Below are 19,399 nucleotides of genomic sequence, written 5' to 3' on the forward strand. Positions count from 1 at the left end.
TGTAGGTATGCTAACAAAAATATGTAACGCAGAGGAGGGAAGCATAGCGATGACTACCCCTGTATCTGTCAACGAGAAGAAAGATTTTATTCGCTGGTTTCTGAATAATTATCAGTTAAAAAGAAGAGAATGTGTATGGATATTAAATTATTTGATGAGTCACGATCAGTTAATGAAGAATGTACACTTTGTTGAACAGGCGCAATATTGCCCAAGAGGCATCATCATGTCAACACATTGTGTAGATGACGTGCCATTTCGTTTTTATAAAGAAAATGTGATGACTACTGATGCTGAAAAGTCGTTTCATGATATAAGGTTGAATCGAGATGAGGAAATTTATATCCAATTAAACTTTCGTTCTTCCTTTCACTCTCCACAATATGTTGCGGTTCTTGAAGAAAATCCTTATATGCCTAAACATCTCCAAGTTAATGAGAAGGACGAATTGATTGCCGAACGTTTTCTAGAAGAATCCATACAAACATTTCAAAAAGAAAAAATACTAAGATTAATTGACGATGCTCTCGACAAACATGACCAAGTTGAGTTTAAGAGGTTGACTGCACAGTTAAGAAAATATAATGAACAAACCTGACCTTGTTGATTTAAACAAGGTTTTTTTTATACAGAAAGATTTGTTGTTAAATGTGACAGATTTTTGAACATATTAAGAATAAATGGGATTATAAATAATGCGTTTTTGGCACGGTATGGTTATTTATGTTATCTTTTAAAGGATATCTAGCTTACAATTTTGAAAGAGGCGAAATAAGATGAAATGGATTACAAAGGATATAGACCTTTATTTACAAGCAAAGGAATATGTAGATTCTGCTGTAATACCCTTGCTACCAGTTACATGGGAACAAGATATGAAGTCAACTGTAGCAATGGGAGAATTTATTTCAGTTTTAACAACTGAAATTGAGAGACAATTTAAGGGAAGAATTATTCTTTTCCCACCTTTTACATATACCGCCAGCGAAAGTATAGAAGAACGCTTAGAACGCTTAGCAGCATGGACAATGGAATTAGCGGATAAGGGAATTAAACATTTCTTTTTTGTGACCTCTGATAGTTTGTGGAAAAAGCACGAGGAAAAGGTCGATACAGGAACATTGATTTGGCTTCCCACCTTACCGTTAGAATATGTAGAAGAAAAATATAAGCAAACCATGATCCAAGACCAAATGAAGCAGTTAATTACTATTTTTATGACAATCTGGCAAAAACACTAAGCTCAATCACTAATAAATAGGATTTAAATTTTTTAAATGCAGATACATAGTTGCCATGTTTTACGAGAATGATAATATTGACCTTAATTAAATATTGATATATCATGAGTATGTCCTAGTTTTATATGTGTTAATTTATGTCCGGATGGACTTAGCTTTGTATAGAGGGGGGAAAATAATGAGCGAGAAAAAACATCGAGTATCAAGACGTCAATTCCTTAACTATACCCTAACTGGTGTAGGTGGATTTATGGCTGCAGGTATGTTAATGCCAATGGTTCGTTTTGCAGTGGACCCTATACTTAAGCCTACTACCGAGCAAGAGCTTGTTCAGGTTGTAAGTGTAGATGAAATAACAAATGAACCACTTCGATTTGACTATAAAATTGATCAAATAGATGCTTGGTATGAATCTGTAGAGCCAATATCTGCTTGGGTATACAAAAATGAAAGTGACGATATTGTAGCATTGTCACCTATTTGTAAACATTTGGGTTGTATTGTTGACTGGAACACAGATCCTGCAAATCAAAACAGATTCTTCTGTCCTTGTCACTATGGGTTATACGAAAAGGACGGAACGAACGTTCCTGGTACACCGCCACTTGCTCCTTTAGATGTGTATGTACACGAAGTAAAGGATGGCTATTTGTACTTAGGAAAAGCAAAACCACGAGGAGGGGCGTAATTCATGCTAAACAAGATTTATGATTGGGTTGACGAGCGATTAGATATTACCCCTATGTGGCGTGATATTGCTGACCATGAAGTACCTGAACATGTTAACCCAGCGCATCATTTCTCTGCGTTCGTGTATTGTTTTGGAGGATTGACATTCTTTGTTACTGTTATCCAAATCTTATCTGGAATGTTCCTAACTATGTATTATGTTCCAGATATTAAAAACGCATGGGAATCTGTTTATTATTTACAAAATGAAGTGGCATTTGGACAAATTGTCCGTGGAATGCATCACTGGGGAGCTAGCTTGGTTATCGTTATGATGTTTCTACATACTCTTCGTGTGTTTTTCCAAGGAGCATATAAAAAGCCACGTGAATTAAATTGGGTTGTTGGAGTTTTAATTTTCTTCGTAATGTTAGGATTAGGATTTACTGGATATCTACTACCTTGGGACATGAAAGCTTTATTCGCAACAAAGGTAGGCTTACAAATTGCAGAAGCGACACCGCTAATTGGTACGCAAATTAAAACATTACTATCAGGTCATCCGCAAATTGTTGGCGCACAAACATTAACTAGATTCTTTGCGATTCATGTATTCTTCCTTCCAGCAGCGTTATTTGGATTGATGGCAGCTCACTTTGTTATGATTCGTAAACAAGGAATTTCAGGTCCGCTTTAAAATTTAACCTTAATAATAAAAGATCGAAAAATACATTCTAATTAAAGGAGGGAGACTGAATATGCATCGTGGAAAAGGTATGAAATTTGTTGGGGATTCACGTGTTCCTGCAACTCGTAAACCTAATATTCCAAAAGATTATTCTGAGTATCCTGGAAAAACAGAAGCGTTCTGGCCTAACTTCTTACTGAAGGAATGGATGGTAGGTGCAGTTTTCTTAATTGGGTTTTTAAGTTTAACAGTAGCTGAACCAGCACCATTAGAACGTATGGCAGACCCTACTGATACTGCTTATATACCACTTCCTGACTGGTATTTCTTATTCTTATACCAACTACTTAAATACTCGTATGCTTCAGGTCCGTATACTGTTATTGGAGCAATGGTTATGCCTGGTTTTGCTTTTGGTGCCTTATTGCTAGCACCATTCCTTGACCGTGGTCCAGAACGTCGACCATCTAAACGACCTATTGCAACCGCATTGATGCTTTTAGGCCTAGCAGCAACAATTTTCTTAACATGGGAAGCTGTCGCCGAGCATGACTGGGAAGCGGCTGCCGAACAAGGTAAACTTGTTGAAGAGGTTCAGTTTGACGCTGAAGCAGAAGGATATAAAGTCCTTGAAGCAAACACTTGTTTATCCTGTCATGGCCAAAATTTAACTGGAAACGGCGCATTAGCTCCTCCACTAGTTAATTTAGAACTGACAAAAGAAGAAATTATGAATATTGCTAAAAACGGTTCTGAAAGCGGAAAAATGCCGGCTGGTATCTTCACTGGTACTGATGAAGAACTTGAAAAACTTGCTGATTTCCTAGTGGAATTAGGTGCAGGTGCGGGTGAATAACCGCTACAAAAGCTGACTTTTTAAAGTCAGCTTTTTTAAAATTTCAAATTTTATAGGTGGAAGCATAAAATTTTGTGCTTAGTTTTGTGTCTAGCACCGGGAGTCCTGCTCTTTTCTACACTTTAAAAAATTATTTGAATGTAGCACGGTAAGCTTGACTATTATTATGATTTTTCATAAATTTTATATTGATGGTAAAAAGAGAAAATTGGAGAGTATTTATGAAAGCTATTCTTTATCAGCTAGGTCAGCGTAGGATATTACTAACATTACTTATAATTAATACTGTGGGAACTATCTATGGCTATATTTGGTATGAAAGTCAGTTGATGACAACGCCTACTAAATTTCTGATTTTTGTTCCTGATAGTCCTACCGCAAGTTTGTTTTTTGTCTTTGTTCTGGTTGCTTTTTTACTTAAGAGAAACTGGTCGATAATTGAAGCATTAGCAATTGTTACTCTATTCAAGTATGGAATTTGGGCTGTTGTAATGAATGTCCTTGTGCTTGCAGTTACAGGTGAACTTGGAATAGCAGGTTATATGTTAATGTTTTCTCACCTCTCGATGGCGCTACAAGGACTTTTATATGCACCGTACTATAGAATTAGACCCATTCACCTTGTTTTGGCAGGGGTTTGGACATTACATAATGATGTAATTGATTATGTGTTTTTCATGATGCCCCGTTACAGAGTTTTAAATGAAATTATGCCTCAAATAGGGTATTTCACATTCTGGTTAAGTATTACGGCCTTGTTAATTACATATATTCTTTGTGTTAGAAAGGAAAGATTACAGTTAAAGCTTCAATAGGATTAGAAATTATCCCACGATATGGGACAGTAAGTCCCCTATCTCAAAAAGTGTAGTTGGAAAATTATAAAATAAATGGTCTACTCTTGTCCACCTTCTCATACATTTTATTAGAAGTTTGAGGAGGGACAAGTATGAAGGTAAGAATCTTAACCGGACTAATTATTCTGCTACTTATATTTCCGACCACTATGAATGCTGAAACGACAGATAATTGGGATAAGCTTGATGAACTGTCAGGTCAAGCGCTTATGATGGTAAAACAAGAGCGCTATGAGGAGGCAAAACAGCTGTTACAGCAATTTTCAAATGAATTCTTAATGGTTAATATTCAAAATCGGTCGTTCTCAATGGATGAACTTAGAATTATTACAGTAACCCATAACAGTGCGGTAGAAGCTGTTACCTCCACATCCTTAAGTGTTGAAGAAAGGATTAGAAAAGTAACGCAGTTTAGACTGGTAATCGATGCAATTAGCTCTGAATATCAACCGTTATGGACTGAAATGGAAGATTCTATTATGACTACCTTCAGTGCAATGAAACAGACTTTGCTTGAGGATGGCGATAATAAATCGTACCAGCACCAGCTCAATTTATTCCTAAGTAAATATGAGATCATTCAACCTAGTATTAAAGTTGATATTCCTGCGGATAAAATTCAAAAAATAGATTCTCATATCAACTTTTTGGATAGCTACCGTGAAGAAGAGTTGAAAAAATCTACCCGCCTACAGCAAATGGAACAGATGGAGATAGATCTCAAACAATTGTTTGATAAAATGACGGAAGATGACGCAGACCCATCGTTGATTTGGGTAATGATTTCTACTGGAAGTGTAATAATTCTTACATTATCTTATGTTGCATGGAGAAAATATAAAGGCGACAAACAAAAGAAACTACCTAAAAGAGAAACAGAAGAATAGGGTTTAAAAAAATTGAGGGATATTTCCTTTCATACAATAGGTGATAATCTGTAACGTAAGATGGAGGATAAGGTTATGTTCTTATTATATTTTGCGATTATTATTATTGTTCCACTATGGGCACAAATGAAAGTGAAAGGCACTTACAAAAAATACTCAAAGATTCAAACATCATCAGGTATGACTGGAGCACAGGTGGCTAGAAAAATTTTAGATAATAAAGGCCTTTACAATGTTTCAGTTGAAGAAACACCCGGATTTCTTTCAGACCATTACGATCCGAGGTCTAAAGTAGTTCGGCTTTCAACATCTAATTTTCATGGTAATTCTATTGCTGGAGCAGCCGTTGCAGCACATGAGGTTGGGCATGCAATGCAGGACCAAGAGGATTATGCTTTTTTACGTTTTAGACATACGTTAGTTCCAGTTGCGAGCTTTGGATCAAACATATCATGGATCTTAATTATGGTCGGTATTATAGCAGGTTTTGCTGACTTACTCTTGATTGGAATCATTTTTATGGCCGCAGCGGTGTTATTCCAGCTGGTTACTTTACCGGTTGAGTTTAACGCTTCTAATCGGGCTATGGAACAAATAGTATCTGTCGGAGTGATTCGTAATGAAGAAGAACGAGAAACTCGAAAAGTATTAAATGCAGCAGCACTAACCTATGTTGCAGCTGCGGCGGTAGCAGTTCTAGAACTGATTAGGCTAATCTTGATGTACACAGGAATGACAAGAAGCGAGTAATAATTGCAAATATAATTTAGAACCCTACCTACCTGGGTAGGGTTTTAAATTTTTATTGAGTTATAAAAACACTTACCGTTCAATCGGATTTTTATTTTCATCCAAAGTAAAGCCTTCACCTAAAACATCATGTACATCACTAACTGCTACAAAAGCATGTGGGTCAACAGATGTAATAACGTGTTTTAATCGAACGATTTCATTTCTCCCTACTACACAAAACAATATATTTCTATCCTGTTTTGAAAACGAGCCTTGGCCTTTAAGGATGGTAACACCTCGCTCCATTTCCTGTAAAATCTTTGTAGATATTTCTTCATTTCTATCGGATATAATCGTAGCCCCTTTTGCTGAGTATGCCCCTTCTTGCATAAAATCAATGACTTTCGCGCCCACAAATACTGCGACTAAGGTGTACATTGCTTCTTTGTAAGATAGATAGGTGATAAGGGATAATGTTATCACAAAAGCATCAAACAAGAACATTGTCTTTCCCATGCTCCAGCCAATATATTTATGTACTAGTCTTGCGATTATATCAACACCGCCAGTTGTCCCTCCATAGCGAAAGATGATTCCTAGGCCAACACCAATACTAAGGCCTGCAAAAAGAGCAGCAAGTGTTAGGTCGTCGTGAAGCGGCATGTCAATTTGATAGCGCTGAAAGATCCAAAGAAATACGGATAAACTCACTGTTCCAATCACGGTGTATAAAAAAGATGTCCTACCAAGCAATTTCCAACCTATGAAAAATAGAGGAATGTTTAGAAGTAGGTTTGTGTATGAGGGGTCAATTCCCCAAAGAAAATATAACAACAGTGTAATACCAGTAAAACCGCCTTCTGCTAAATTGTTTTGCATGTTAAAATGAACTAATCCAAAAGCAAAAATCGTAGTACCAAACAAAATAAAAAATATATTTTTCAGTTTTAAGCCTAGCAGTTTAACCACTCCTATAAATGCATGATAGCAAAGAAATACTAACCAGTGGTGGGGCTTTAGATAACCCACTAGTAAGAAGTAATACTTAATTATAGAACATGGTCATATTGTGTAGCAAACTATGTTGAATTATATCGTAATATTTGTCAAAATCTAATGTTTTAGCTAACATATAGACAGAGGTGAGCACAATGTCTAATAAAAGTATGAAAAAAATGCAAGATGAGGTAGACGCCTATATAAGTCAATTTAAGGAAGGGTACTTTAGCCCTTTAGCATTACTTGCAAGAATGACGGAAGAATTAGGTGAATTAGCACGTGAAGTAAACCATTATTATGGAGAAAAACCGAAAAAAAATACAGAAAAAGAACGTACGATTGAAGAAGAAATGGGAGATGTCTTATTTGTTCTGATATGTTTTGCTAATTCATTAAATATAGATCTTGAAGAGGCACACAAAATGGTGATGGATAAATTTAATACCAGAGATAAAGACCGCTGGACAAGAATTGAAAAAGATTAAGTTGTAGGAGTGTCATACATATGGAAATGATAAAAATTGTAGTTGCTGGTCCGAGAGGAAGAATGGGTATAGCAGCATTGAATTTGATAAAAAATACGGAGCATTTTACTTTGGTAGGGGCTGTTGATCGCATTAATAACGGTCGGAAAGTTTCTGATGTTGAAGGTTTACCACAACTAGATGCACCTATATATACTGATATAGAAGAATGTTTTTCTGCAGTAAAACCTGATGTTTTGCTTGATTTAACAACACCAGAAGTTGGAAGGCTTCATACGGAAATCGCACTTAATCATGGCGTAAGGCCAGTTGTTGGAACAACTGGTTTTTCGCAAGAAGGATTAGATAAAATATCAAAGCAAGCTGAGGATAAAGGTATTGGGGCGATTATTGCGCCGAATTTTGCTATCGGAGCGATTTTAATGATGAAGTTTTCCCAAATGGCAGCAAAGTACTTCCAGGATGTAGAGATAATTGAACTGCATCATGATAAAAAACTAGATGCCCCATCTGGAACCGCTGCTAAAACAGCTGAATTAATTTCATCCGTTCGAGAGTATAAAAAACAAGGACACCCAGATGAAAAAGAAACAATGCAAGGTGCTAGAGGTGCAACATATGATGGCATTCATCTCCATAGTGTTCGGTTACCAGGCTTAATTGCACATCAGGAAGTATTATTTGGCGGTGATGGGCAAATGCTCACCATTCGTCATGATTCTTTTAATAGAGAATCCTTTATGTCTGGTGTAAGGCTGGCAATTGAAACTGTTATGAAAATTGATTTATTAGTCTATGGTTTAGAGAACATTATTGAGTAAAGGGGATAAACTTTTGAAGATAGCATTAATTGCACATGATAAGAAAAAGCCTGCGCTTATTCAATTTGTAACAGCATATCAAAAGGTTTTAGGTCAATATGAACTCTTTGCAACAGGTACTACGGGCTTAAGGCTAATTGAAGCTACAGGCTTAAGTATCCATCGTTTTCAATCTGGACCATTAGGTGGGGACCAAGAGATTGGGGCTATGATTGCAAAAAATAAAATGGATATGGTTATATTCTTTAGAGATCCATTGACATCTCAACCACATGAACCAGACGTAACGGCTCTGATTAGGCTTTGTGATGTATACGATGTCCCACTCGCTACAAATATGGGAACTGCCGAAATTTTAATACATGGTTTAGAACGTGGTGACCTTAAATGGCGAACAATTGTTAATAGTGACGAAGGTGCGCAAAATGAATAAGTATAATTTAGACATACTAGCTTTTGGTGCGCATCCTGATGACGTTGAAATTGGTATGGCTGGAACAATCGCTAAATATGCAAAAAAGGGTTATAAAATAGGTCTATGCGATTTAACACTTGCTGAATTATCCTCAAATGGAACTGTAGAGATTCGCTCAAAGGAAGCAAAAAGGGCATCAGAAATTTTAGGTGTTTCAGAAAGAATCAACCTACATTTCCCTGACCGTGGGCTATACCAAATAGAACCATACATAAAAAAGATAACAACGATTATTAGGAAATACAAACCAAAGCTTGTCTTTTCACCTTATTATGATGACCGTCATCCAGATCATGGTAATTGTTCAAGGTTAGTTGAGGAAGCTGTGTTTTCAGCTGCAATTAGAAACTATCTTGATGAAGAGAGCCTTACTGCACATCGCATAAAGTCGTTATATTTTTATATGATAAATGGATTTCACAAACCAAGTTTCGTAGTGGATGTATCTGAAACAATGAATGTTAAACTAGAAAGTTTAAGAACCTATGTGAGCCAATTTGAAAAAAACAATCTTGCAGCTGATACTCCTCTTGTAAACGGTTATATAGAAACAGTGGAGAGCAGAGAGAGGTTATTTGGAAAAGAAGTTGGGGTTCAATATGCAGAAGGGTTTATGTCTAAAAAGACTCTCCTTCTATCGTCAGACTTATTAGGAGATTAGAAATGAAGCTAAAAATAGGCATTACATGCTATCCAACTGTAGGGGGTTCAGGTGTTATTGCAACAGAGTTAGGTAAATTGTTAGCTGAAAAAGGACATGAAATTCATTTTATAGCATCAAGTATACCTTTTCGGTTAAATAAAGTGTACTGTAATATTTACTATCATGAGGTTGAAGTAAATCAATATTCTGTTTTTAAATATCCCCCATATGATTTAGCACTTGCAAGTAAAATGGCGGAGGTTGTGAAAAGAGAAAAGTTGGATTTGCTGCACGTACATTATGCAATACCCCATGCAGTGAGCGCATATTTAGCAAAACAAATGGTTGGAGCTGACTTGAAGGTTGTTACTACACTGCACGGTACCGATATAACTGTTTTAGGCTCAGATCAATCTTTAAGTAATTTAATTAAATTTGGAATAGAACAATCAGATTCAGTGACAGCTGTTTCTAATTCTCTTGTTTCTGAAACCCATCAGTTAATTGAACCAAAGAAGCAGATCGAAACAATCTATAACTTTATTGATGAAAGAGTATACTGTAAAAAAGACACCCAACACTTACGGAAAGAGTACGGAATACTAGAAAATGAAAAGATAATCATTCATGTTTCGAACTTCCGCCAAGTGAAAAGAGTACCTGATGTTATTAATTCCTTTAACTTAATACAAGAAAAAGTACCATCAAAATTACTATTGGTTGGTGATGGTCCTGAAATGACTGGTGTCTGTCGCCAAGTGGAACAATTGGGACTTTCTGAAAAAGTGCTATTTTTAGGGAAACAGGAAAATGTCGAAGACTTGTATTCAATAAGTGATTTGAAACTGCTTTTATCTGAAAAGGAAAGTTTTGGGTTAGTCTTACTTGAAGCTATGGCCTGTGGTGTTCCTTGTATTGGTACGGATATAGGGGGGATCCCTGAAGTCATTTCTCCTGGGGAAAATGGATACCTATGCCACCTTGGTGATGTAGAGAATATAGCAAAAAAAGCAATCCATCTCTTATCAAACAAGGAAATACATAATGTGATGTCAAATAATGCTAGACAAACTGTTAAGGATAAGTTCAATACAGATAAAATTGTAAGTCAATATGAAAATATATATTTAAATTTAGTAAATAGAAAAGAGTAAGGGGCTTTGTTATGAAAGAACCTTTTTTAAAGCCACTAGCCATTGTCGAACAACTACATCTGCATGGTTTTGAAGCCTTTTTTGTTGGTGGATCAGTTCGGGATTTACTTTTACAACGAGAAATAGGGGATATAGATATTGCGACTTCTGCTCGCCCAAAAGAGGTGATAGGGCTATTCCCTAGGACCGTGGATGTAGGTGCAAAACACGGAACTATTATTGTTATTTATGAAGGATCTATGTACGAAGTGACGACCTTCCGTAGTGAAGAAAATTATAATGACTTTAGGCGTCCAGATAATGTTACGTTTATTCATTCTTTAGAGGAAGATCTTAAACGCCGTGATTTTACAATGAATGCCATTGCAATGAATCATAAAGGGGAAATAATTGATCCTTTTAATGGGGTCGAAGCAATTAATAAGCGGATAATCCAAACAGTAGGAAAACCATCGGAAAGATTTTCAGAGGATGCACTTAGGATGCTTCGGGCAGTAAGGTTTGTAAGTCAGTTAGATTTTTCTGTAGTTGAAGAAACCAAAACGGCAATTGCTAAACATTCTCATTTATTAGATAAAATCTCTGTTGAGAGAATGACAGTAGAGCTAGAAAAAGTAATGCGCGGTCATAATACAACTAGTGCATTCAAGTTACTAATAGAAACAGAAATGTATAAATACCTACCTGGATTGTTAGAAAAACGAGAGAGGGTTGAAAAACTAGCTTTATATGATTGGAGTAATTTCAAAGAAAGGCCAGAATACTGGACTTTATTAGCTTACGTAATAGAACTAAAAGATATTGAAACCTTTCTTCGTTTATGGAGGTTACCAAATAAAATCATAAGGGCAGTTGAAATAAATATAAATGGCTTGATTAAGGTGTTAGATAGTGGTTGGACAAACCAGCTTTTATATCAGCTAGGATTAGATAGAGCGCTACAGGTTCAAAGAGTATATGCCGTATTAACATCACAAGATCCTAAACAGCTAAATGAAACTGTTAGGACGCTTTTTTCCCTGCTTCCAATTAAATCAAGGGACGAGCTAGTAGTAAGGGGGAAAGATTTATTATATTGGTTTAATAAAACACCCGGTCCCTGGGTTTCAAAGTTGATTGAAACAATTGAAGACAACATAATAAAAGGAAATGTTGTCAATGACAAGGCTGTTATAAAGGAGTGGCTGGACCATTGCAATCTGAAATGAGAAAAAAGTTATTAGAGGTTTTCTCAGGTGCGAAAGGTGATTTTCTTTCAGGCCAGAAAATCAGTGACGAGTTAGGGTGTTCAAGAACTGCTATTTGGAAGCATATTGAAGATTTACGAAAAGAGGGCTATGAATTAGAAGCGGTCCGAAGACTAGGTTATAGGATTATAAAAAAACCTGATAAAATAAGTGGGAATGAGATTCAATTAGGATTAGAGACAGAGTCTTTAGGACGTTACGTCCATTTTGAAGAGTCTGTGACTTCGACTCAAAAAATTGCACACCGTTTGGCTTATGAGGGGACTCCAGAAGGAACTATTGTAGTTGCTGAGGAACAAATTTCTGGACGTGGTAGACTAGACCGAGTTTGGTTTTCTCCAAAGTATACCGGAGTCTGGATGAGTATCATTCTACGTCCTAATATCCCGCCCGCGCAAGCACCACAGCTTACGCTTCTCGCAGCTGTTGCTGTAGTTCAAGGAATCCAGGAATTGACCGGTCTAGAACCTGATATTAAGTGGCCTAATGATATATTATTAAAGGGAAAGAAAGTAGTAGGTATTCTAACAGAGCTACAGGCTGAGGCAGATCGAATAAATTCAGTTATCATAGGTATCGGAATCAACGTTAATCATTCAGAAGACCAATTTCCTGACGAAATTAAGTCAATTGCTACATCTTTATCGATTGAACTTGGAGAAAAAGTCAATCGAGCAGCGCTAATTCAGCGCATCTTAGCAAAGATGGAACATTTGTATACTAGTTATTTGAAGAATGGGTTTGGTGTTATTAAGCTATTATGGGAAAGCTATGCCATTAGTATCGGACAACAAATAATTGCAAGAACATTAAATGGCTCGATTGAGGGTCGTGCTAAAGGAATTACAGCTGAAGGTGTTTTAGTTCTTGAAGAACTTGACGGGACGATTCATCACATCCATTCAGCTGACATAGAACTAGTTTCCAAAGGCTAAGATTTTTAATGATTTCAGAATTTATATACAAAAAATTTGGGGCATAGTTTTGGTGACTAGCTCCGGGTTCCTAGACCTTTCTTAAAAGATAAGAAAGTATAAAAGTTTGTACCAAGTTTTAGTGTCTAGCTCCGGGCGCCATCGACTCTATGGTATAAGCCAATCCGTCCGGAAGGTAAAGAACAACCTTCCAGCCGGCTTGTCTTATGCTTATCGCCGATAGGCTGGCGCCCTGCGCTTTTCTTGTTAAACATAATTGTAGAAATATTGTCACATTTATTGTTATAATTAAATGAAACGGGTAGTATCCATTGGAACTACACCAATAGTAAAAGCTTAAAGGGTACTTTTTTTCAAAACTTAATTTAATGTCTGCCTTGATCCAGATGATGGACTGGGACAGAGGGATGATTTAAACCGGATTTTTTATGATGCAATCCTTCTTTCTCAACTGAAAGAAGTTTTTTTATTGGTAGAATCCTTCATTATACAAAAGTCGGTCTTCTATCATTCGGTTTTTCATCTCCTCTAAAAAAAGGAGGAGGGTATTTAATGAAACAAACGACAGACTTTTTAAAAATGAAACAAAATAGTGAACCAATTGTGATGTTAACAGCTTATGACTTTCCGTCTGCAAAACATGCAGAGCAAGCGGGTGTTGACATGATATTAGTTGGTGATTCATTAGGAATGGTAGTTTTAGGATATGATTCAACAGTACCTGTTTCAGTCGATGATATGGTACATCATACAAAAGCAGTAAAACGAGGAGCTAAAAATACGTTTATCGTTACAGATATGCCATTTATGTCATATCATGTTTCGATTGCTGAAACGATGAAAAACGCAGCTAGACTTGTACAAGAAGCTGGAGCGCATGCGGTAAAAGTTGAAGGAGCTAAAGATGTCTTATCTGTAATTAAACTTTTAACTGATGCGGGAGTACCAGTGGTTGCGCATCTTGGATTAACACCCCAATCTGTTGGGGTTTTAGGTGGATATAAAGTTCAAGGCAAAGATGTAGAAAGTGCACGACAATTAATCAATGATGCTAAAAAATGTGAAGAGGCTGGAGCAATTGCATTAGTGTTAGAATGCGTACCTAAGCAATTAGCCGAACAGGTCACTGAGGCTCTTACAATTCCAACGATAGGAATTGGAGCTGGACATAATACAGATGGCCAAGTGCTTGTTTATCATGATGTGATCGCCTATGGAGTTGACCGTGTTCCTAAATTTGTAAAACAATATACTACGATTAATGAAGAAATTAGTAAAGGCTTAGATAGCTATGTAAAAGAAGTGAAATCGAGGCATTTTCCTGAGGATAAACATGCGTTTACAATGAAAGAAGACCAACTAGAAGCGTTATATGGAGGAACAGGGAAATGAAAATTATTGAATCAATAACAGAAATGCAAAAGCTTTCTCAAGAAATGAGATTGAAGGGCCAATCAATAGGATTTGTTCCGACAATGGGATTTCTCCATGAAGGGCATTTAACATTGATTAATAATGCAAGAAAAGAAAATGATGTTGTTGTCGTGAGTATATTTGTAAATCCTTTACAGTTTGGGCCTAATGAAGATTTTGGAAGTTATCCTCGTGATATTGAGCGGGATCAAAAGTTGGCACAAAATGCAGGTGTCGATGTACTATTCAATCCAAGTACTGATGGGATGTACCGTGGTACCACCATGTCCGCATCAATTCAAGTTAAAGAAAGAGTGGATGTACTTTGCGGAAAAAAACGGGAAGGTCACTTTGATGGTGTTGCAACTGTGGTTTCAAAGCTATTTAATATCGTCTTACCACATCGCGCCTATTTTGGCATGAAGGATGCGCAACAAGTTGCAGTTATTCATGGGTTAATAGAAGACTTTAATATCCCAGTTCAGTTAGTACCAATTGAAACGATTAGGGAAGAGGATGGCTTGGCAAAAAGCTCTCGTAACGTATACCTTTCGTCACAAGAAAGAAATGAAGCACCTGTGCTTTATAAAAGTCTTGTTAGGGGTAAACAAGCAATTGAAGAGGGTGAACGGGATCCTGAGAAAATTAAATCAATGATTATAGAAAATATTACCAGTGAAACTACCGCAAAAATCGATTATGTTGATATTTATAGTTATCCAGAATTGAAACCGCTAACAGTAATATCTGGAAAGGTAATTATTGCACTAGCTATTAAGTTTACAAAAGCTCGACTTATTGATAATATATCTTTTGACGTATAAAAAGTTTTACAGCAGTTAGAGAAAAATAAGTAGAGAAATGGTTAGGTTAAAGGGGGAGTCATCATGTTTAGAACAATGATGAATGCAAAAATTCACCGTGCTCGAGTTACCGAAGCTAATTTAGAATATGTTGGAAGTATAACTATAGATGAAAATATATTAGATGCTGTAGGTATGGTTGCAAATGAAAAAGTACAAATTGTGAATAATAATAATGGTGCTCGTTTTGAAACGTATATTATTCCTGGTGAAAGAGATAGTGGTGTATTTTGTTTGAATGGGGCTGCTGCTCGGTTAGTTCAAAAAGAAGATGTTATCATCGTTATATCCTATGCACTCATTTCTGAGGATAAGCTTTCATCACACACACCAAAAGTAGCAATTATGGATGAAAATAATCGTATCAAAGAATTAATTGGTCAAGAACCTGCAGCTACTGTATTATAATAGTAGCCCCCTTAATGGGGGTTTTTTGTTTTAATAATAGAAACAAGTAAACACTAAATAGTGAATAAACTTCACTTCTAAAACTGAGGTGTTTTTTGATGAAGCAACGTTTTGTTGTAGTAGATATAGAAACAACTGGTAATTCCCCGAAAAAGGGGGATAAAATTATACAGTTTGCAGCCGTTGTAATTGAAGACGGAGAAATATGTGAGCGCTTTGCAAGCTTTATTAACCCAGGAAGAGATATACCACCGTTTATTGAACAATTCACCGGAATCACGAGTGAAGTGGTTTATAATGCTCCTAGTTTTGATTTAATTGCTCCTGAAATTAATTTATTATTAGAAGGGGCCTATTTTGTTGCACACAATGTTCCGTTTGATTTAACCTTTCTTCAAGAGGAACTAACAAATTGTGGTTACGATCATTTTAAGGGGCCAACACTTGATACGGTAGAATTAGCTCGGATTATGATACCGTCGACAGAAAGTTATAAATTAGGTCAGCTTGCTGAAAATTTTTCACTTTCACATGATAATCCACATCAAGCCGATAGTGATGCTGAAGTAACAGCCGAGATTCTATTGAAGATACTTACAAAGGTAAAATCACTACCACTTGATACATGTGCGCGATTACTGCAATACGCACCCTATTTAAAAAGCGACATACATAACATTTTAATTTCTATCATCGAAGAAAAGGAAAGAAACGTAACGTCTGAAGGGAAATTATTTGATATTTATCGAGGGATAGCATTAAAGGTGAAAAGCAAAGATCAAATGAAAGATGATACGAAACCTTATATATACGACACATTCAAAAAGCAACTTTTTGGCGAGAATGGTTTGCTCTCTACTAGCATGGATAGGTACGAAGAAAGAGAAGGCCAAATAGAGATGATGGATATTGTGAATGCAGCTCTTGACGACCATCAACACACATTAATTGAAGCAGGTACAGGCATTGGTAAAACACTTGCGTACTTAATTCCTAGTATCATTTATGCAAAAAATCATGGAAGGCCCATTGTTATTAGCACAAATACAATTCAGCTACAACAACAACTTTTAGAACATGATGTCCCTATATTAAAAAAAGTAATTCCCTTTTCTTTTGACGTATCATTACTAAAAGGACGTAGTCACTATTTATGCTTAAGAAAGTTTGAACAAGTTCTATACGAGCAAGAAACAAATTATGATTCAATTCTTGCCAAAGCACAAATATTAGTGTGGTTAACAGAAACCGATACAGGGGATGTAGATGAGTTAAACCTACCATCAGGAGGTAGACTCCTATGGAATCGAGTGAAAAGTGATAGAAACACATCCTTAGGTAAGGAATGTCCATGGAGATCACGTTGCTTTTACAGAAAGGCCAAAAGGAAGGCGCAAATTTCAGACTTAATTATTACAAATCATGCATTATTGTTTAGCGATTTAACATCCGAAAGCGACATCTTACCAAGCTATAAAGAAGTGATTATAGATGAGGCTCATCATATTGAGAATATAGCTAGTGAACATCTTGGCTATAAGCTCGATTACCTGGAGCTACATAATCTATTCATAAGAATTGGCACAATTGATAGTAAGGACCTATTTGCAAAGGTTGTGAAAATATTCAAAGGGATTGGGCTTGGTAATGAAAAATCAATCGATTTAATTGATTTAGTGGTTAAAGAAATTAGAATACAATTGGATGATCTTTTTACGCTCATTCGGTCGTTTGTATTACAACACACTAAACAAATTGATTCGTCGAATAATCGGGTATACTTCCGTTTGGATTCTTCTGTAGAGGACCATAATAGTTGGTGGGGTATTTCAGAGGGTTCAACTAAACTCATTTCAAAATTAAAGACATTTCATGCGTTAATTGTTGAGCAAAGAAACCTTTTTAAACCGCTTCAGAAATTAGTAACCCCACTTCAAAAAGGTATTATTTATGATTTCTTTTCAATTTCAAATTCAACAAGCACTGCAATTGACAAAATCACAACTTTAATACAGAGAACAAATAGTAAAGGGGTTACTTGGTTTGAAGCAGATACAAAAGGAGCAAAAAATTCAGTATTTCTTTATAATCAGCCTACAGATGTATCAGAAAAGTTAGCGGATTTATTTTATTCAAACAAAAAATGTGTGATTATGACATCTGCTACCCTTTCGATTAAAGGATCATTTAGTTATACGGTCAATAGGCTAGGGTTAGAAGATTTTCAACCGCAGACGTATTCTATACCATCACCTTTTGACTACAAAAAGCAGGCTGCAATCATGATACCAACTGATCTGCCAGATATTAAAGTTGTATCTCTTGATGAGTACGTTCATTCAATTGCTATTCATATAGCAGAAATTGCAAATAAAACGAACGGAAGAATGCTTGTTTTATTTACATCATATGAAATGTTAAAGTTAACATATTCTACTCTAAAAGAAATTCCATTTCTTACTGAATTTATCATTATTGCACAAGGTGTTAGTGGCGGTAGTCGGACAAAGCTAACTAAAAACTTTCAGGCATTTGCAAAATCAATACTACTTGGAACGAGTAGTTTTTGGGAGGGTGTAGATATTCCTGGTGAGGATTTGACAACGTTAGTAATAGTAAGGCTTCCTTTTTCTCCACCAGATGATCCTGTATATGCTGCTCGTGCAGAACAAATAAAAAAAATCGGTAGAAACCCATTTAAAGAACTTGCGCTGCCTCAGGCAATTATTCGCTTTAAACAAGGATTTGGAAGGTTAGTTCGAACAAAGGATGATAAAGGGGTCGTTTTCGTATTTGATCGCCGTATAACTACAACTACCTATGGGAATCAGTTCCTATTAGCACTACCTGAAATTTCAGTCCAAGAGGAGCCACTTCATACATTGTTAGACAAGCTTGATAAATTGATCTAAGTAGGAACAGGTGAGCTTTATGCCTAAAGCCTTAGTCTTTAAGTCCATGTATCAAAGGATATTTTTGCTTTAATAACACACGCTAAATCTAGACCGTTTTTGGAGGAATAGATGTGAGATATTTAGTAGTAGTAGCAATGATTTTTCTAAGTGTTTTTCTAACAGGATTCGCCGATACAGAAATTCCAACAGAAATTGAAAAAGTAAATCTAAAACTTGATGATGATGAATTAGCAATAACGTTTTTAGACTTATCAAGCGGTGAAGCAACACTAATTAACCACGTAGACGGGGGAAATATCCTTATAAATGCAGGGGGACCAGGAACTAAAGAGGAACTTGAAAATCTTTTAAATATGTACAATATAACCAATCTTAAATCAATTATAATTACAAAAGAGGATGCGCAATACCAATCAAATCTAGATTGGTTAATCAAAAAGTACAGTCCAAGTGAATTGATTATAGGAAATTTATTTACCGAAGTTATTAATTCTAAAACAATTCCTAAAGTTATTAAATGGAAACAAACTGATAAACATGAACTTTTACCTGGTATGAAGGTTGAAGTAATTCAACAAGGGATTAGTCATGATGGAATAATGGGAATGGATTTGTTATTTGAATTTGGAAGCCATCATATTTTGTATATGACTACTTCAAATAAGAATGTTGAAACATCACTAATAGCTAGGAAGGATTTATCGAAGGTTAATATTATAAAGGTCGCAGACTTTGCTCGAGATGGAGGATCTTCTCAAGATTTTATTGAGCATATTGACCCACAAGTTGCAATCATTTTTCAAATGAAAGGGAAAAATCCTAGCTTAGATGTTATGGAAAGGCTAAGAGAAACATGGATTGATACCTATAGCACTAAGCAATTTGGAAATATCACAATTAAATGTAATCAAAATGAATATGATGTCATTACGATCTCAATTGAAAGTTCTCAAATAGTGAAATAAGCTTGTCATTAGGCAAGAAACTTTCCATAACTTACTCGTTCTTATCTTTTGAAAAAAACTGCCACGTAAATTGTGGCAGTTCCATTGTAGGTGTGGGTTAGGAGATATTTTATTGTACTAAATTAATATCATAAAGGTTATATCAC

The 19,399-nt window shown here is 35.9% G+C and carries 21 protein-coding genes; 20 read left to right on the plus strand and 1 reads right to left on the minus strand.

Going from position 1 to position 19,399, the window contains the following annotated elements; genetic code table 11:
* Window positions 1-49 precede the first annotated feature (49 nt).
* From PY093_RS05860 to PY093_RS05895, 8 genes are all read left to right on the plus strand, one after another.
* A complete protein-coding gene (locus PY093_RS05860; RefSeq protein ID WP_275644943.1) occupies window positions 50-598 on the plus strand; it encodes a ReoY family proteolytic degradation factor in 549 nt (182 codons plus the stop codon).
* Window positions 599-776: 178 nt separating this feature from the next.
* Window positions 777-1,241 carry a YpiF family protein gene (locus PY093_RS05865; RefSeq protein ID WP_275644944.1) on the plus strand — a complete coding sequence of 155 codons (465 nt, stop codon included), beginning with the start codon at window positions 777-779 and terminating at the stop codon, window positions 1,239-1,241.
* Between the two features lie 178 nt (window positions 1,242-1,419).
* A complete protein-coding gene (locus tag PY093_RS05870) occupies window positions 1,420-1,929 on the plus strand; it encodes a Rieske (2Fe-2S) protein (protein WP_275644945.1) in 510 nt (169 codons plus the stop codon).
* A gap of 3 nt (window positions 1,930-1,932) precedes the next feature.
* Window positions 1,933-2,607: a menaquinol-cytochrome c reductase cytochrome b subunit gene (qcrB, locus tag PY093_RS05875; RefSeq protein ID WP_275644946.1), complete on the plus strand. Its 675-nt coding sequence runs from the start codon at window positions 1,933-1,935 to the stop codon at window positions 2,605-2,607.
* Window positions 2,608-2,668: 61 nt separating this feature from the next.
* The gene (locus PY093_RS05880) at window positions 2,669-3,454 is read left to right on the plus strand and encodes a menaquinol-cytochrome c reductase cytochrome b/c subunit (protein WP_275644947.1); all 786 of its coding nucleotides are present in this window, start codon (window positions 2,669-2,671) and stop codon (window positions 3,452-3,454) included.
* A gap of 221 nt (window positions 3,455-3,675) precedes the next feature.
* Entirely contained in the window at window positions 3,676-4,269 is a 594-nt protein-coding gene (gene lhaT, locus PY093_RS05885; protein WP_275644948.1) for a lipoprotein heptaprenylglyceryl N-acetyltransferase LhaT, read from the plus strand.
* 134 nt (window positions 4,270-4,403) lie between these two features.
* A complete protein-coding gene (gene ypjB / locus PY093_RS05890) occupies window positions 4,404-5,198 on the plus strand; it encodes a sporulation protein YpjB (protein ID WP_275644949.1) in 795 nt (264 codons plus the stop codon).
* A 75-nt stretch (window positions 5,199-5,273) separates the two neighbouring features.
* Window positions 5,274-5,948 (plus strand): zinc metallopeptidase, encoded by a 675-nt coding sequence (locus tag PY093_RS05895; RefSeq protein WP_275644950.1) that lies wholly within the window; start codon window positions 5,274-5,276, stop codon window positions 5,946-5,948.
* Between the two features lie 72 nt (window positions 5,949-6,020).
* On the opposite strand, the gene PY093_RS05900 is transcribed toward PY093_RS05895, so the two are convergent.
* Window positions 6,021-6,890 carry a YitT family protein gene (locus tag PY093_RS05900; protein WP_275644988.1) on the minus strand — a complete coding sequence of 290 codons (870 nt, stop codon included), beginning with the start codon at window positions 6,888-6,890 and terminating at the stop codon, window positions 6,021-6,023.
* A gap of 191 nt (window positions 6,891-7,081) precedes the next feature.
* On the opposite strand from PY093_RS05900, the gene PY093_RS05905 reads away from it, so the two are divergent.
* The 12 genes from PY093_RS05905 to PY093_RS05960 all read left to right on the plus strand — a co-directional run bounded on the left by PY093_RS05905 (window position 7,082) and on the right by PY093_RS05960 (window position 19,253).
* The gene (locus tag PY093_RS05905; protein WP_275644951.1) at window positions 7,082-7,414 is read left to right on the plus strand and encodes a nucleotide pyrophosphohydrolase; all 333 of its coding nucleotides are present in this window, start codon (window positions 7,082-7,084) and stop codon (window positions 7,412-7,414) included.
* 20 nt (window positions 7,415-7,434) lie between these two features.
* Window positions 7,435-8,235: a 4-hydroxy-tetrahydrodipicolinate reductase gene (gene dapB, locus PY093_RS05910; RefSeq protein ID WP_481769277.1), complete on the plus strand. Its 801-nt coding sequence runs from the start codon at window positions 7,435-7,437 to the stop codon at window positions 8,233-8,235.
* 13 nt (window positions 8,236-8,248) lie between these two features.
* Entirely contained in the window at window positions 8,249-8,668 is a 420-nt protein-coding gene (gene mgsA / locus PY093_RS05915; RefSeq protein ID WP_275644952.1) for a methylglyoxal synthase, read from the plus strand.
* A complete protein-coding gene (gene bshB1, locus PY093_RS05920) occupies window positions 8,661-9,371 on the plus strand; it encodes a bacillithiol biosynthesis deacetylase BshB1 (protein ID WP_275644953.1) in 711 nt (236 codons plus the stop codon). The genes mgsA and bshB1 overlap by 8 nt, the downstream gene beginning before the upstream one ends.
* Window positions 9,372-9,373: 2 nt before the next feature.
* Complete coding sequence (gene bshA / locus PY093_RS05925; protein WP_275644954.1) at window positions 9,374-10,507, plus strand: N-acetyl-alpha-D-glucosaminyl L-malate synthase BshA; 1,134 nt, start codon at window positions 9,374-9,376, stop codon at window positions 10,505-10,507.
* An 11-nt stretch (window positions 10,508-10,518) separates the two neighbouring features.
* On the plus strand, window positions 10,519-11,715 hold the full coding sequence (locus PY093_RS05930) for a CCA tRNA nucleotidyltransferase (protein ID WP_275644955.1): 1,197 nt from the start codon (window positions 10,519-10,521) through the stop codon (window positions 11,713-11,715).
* Window positions 11,712-12,689, plus strand: a complete 978-nt coding sequence (locus tag PY093_RS05935) for a biotin--[acetyl-CoA-carboxylase] ligase (protein ID WP_481769279.1) — start codon at window positions 11,712-11,714, stop codon at window positions 12,687-12,689. Before PY093_RS05930 ends, PY093_RS05935 begins: the two co-directional genes overlap by 4 nt.
* A 552-nt stretch (window positions 12,690-13,241) precedes the next feature.
* Window positions 13,242-14,081 (plus strand): 3-methyl-2-oxobutanoate hydroxymethyltransferase, encoded by an 840-nt coding sequence (gene panB / locus PY093_RS05940; protein WP_275644957.1) that lies wholly within the window; start codon window positions 13,242-13,244, stop codon window positions 14,079-14,081.
* Complete coding sequence (gene panC, locus PY093_RS05945) at window positions 14,078-14,926, plus strand: pantoate--beta-alanine ligase (protein WP_275644958.1); 849 nt, start codon at window positions 14,078-14,080, stop codon at window positions 14,924-14,926. Before panB ends, panC begins: the two co-directional genes overlap by 4 nt.
* Before the next feature lie 63 nt (window positions 14,927-14,989).
* The gene (gene panD / locus PY093_RS05950) at window positions 14,990-15,373 is read left to right on the plus strand and encodes an aspartate 1-decarboxylase (protein WP_275644959.1); all 384 of its coding nucleotides are present in this window, start codon (window positions 14,990-14,992) and stop codon (window positions 15,371-15,373) included.
* A 98-nt stretch (window positions 15,374-15,471) separates the two neighbouring features.
* Window positions 15,472-18,285 (plus strand): ATP-dependent DNA helicase DinG, encoded by a 2,814-nt coding sequence (dinG, locus tag PY093_RS05955; RefSeq protein ID WP_275644960.1) that lies wholly within the window; start codon window positions 15,472-15,474, stop codon window positions 18,283-18,285.
* Between the two features lie 113 nt (window positions 18,286-18,398).
* Window positions 18,399-19,253 (plus strand): ComEC/Rec2 family competence protein, encoded by an 855-nt coding sequence (locus PY093_RS05960; protein ID WP_275644961.1) that lies wholly within the window; start codon window positions 18,399-18,401, stop codon window positions 19,251-19,253.
* The last annotated feature ends 146 nt before the right edge of the window (window positions 19,254-19,399 follow it).

The sequence above is a fragment of the Cytobacillus sp. S13-E01 genome (assembly GCF_029193815.1).
Lineage (GTDB): Bacteria > Bacillota > Bacilli > Bacillales > Bacillaceae_L > Bacillus_BV.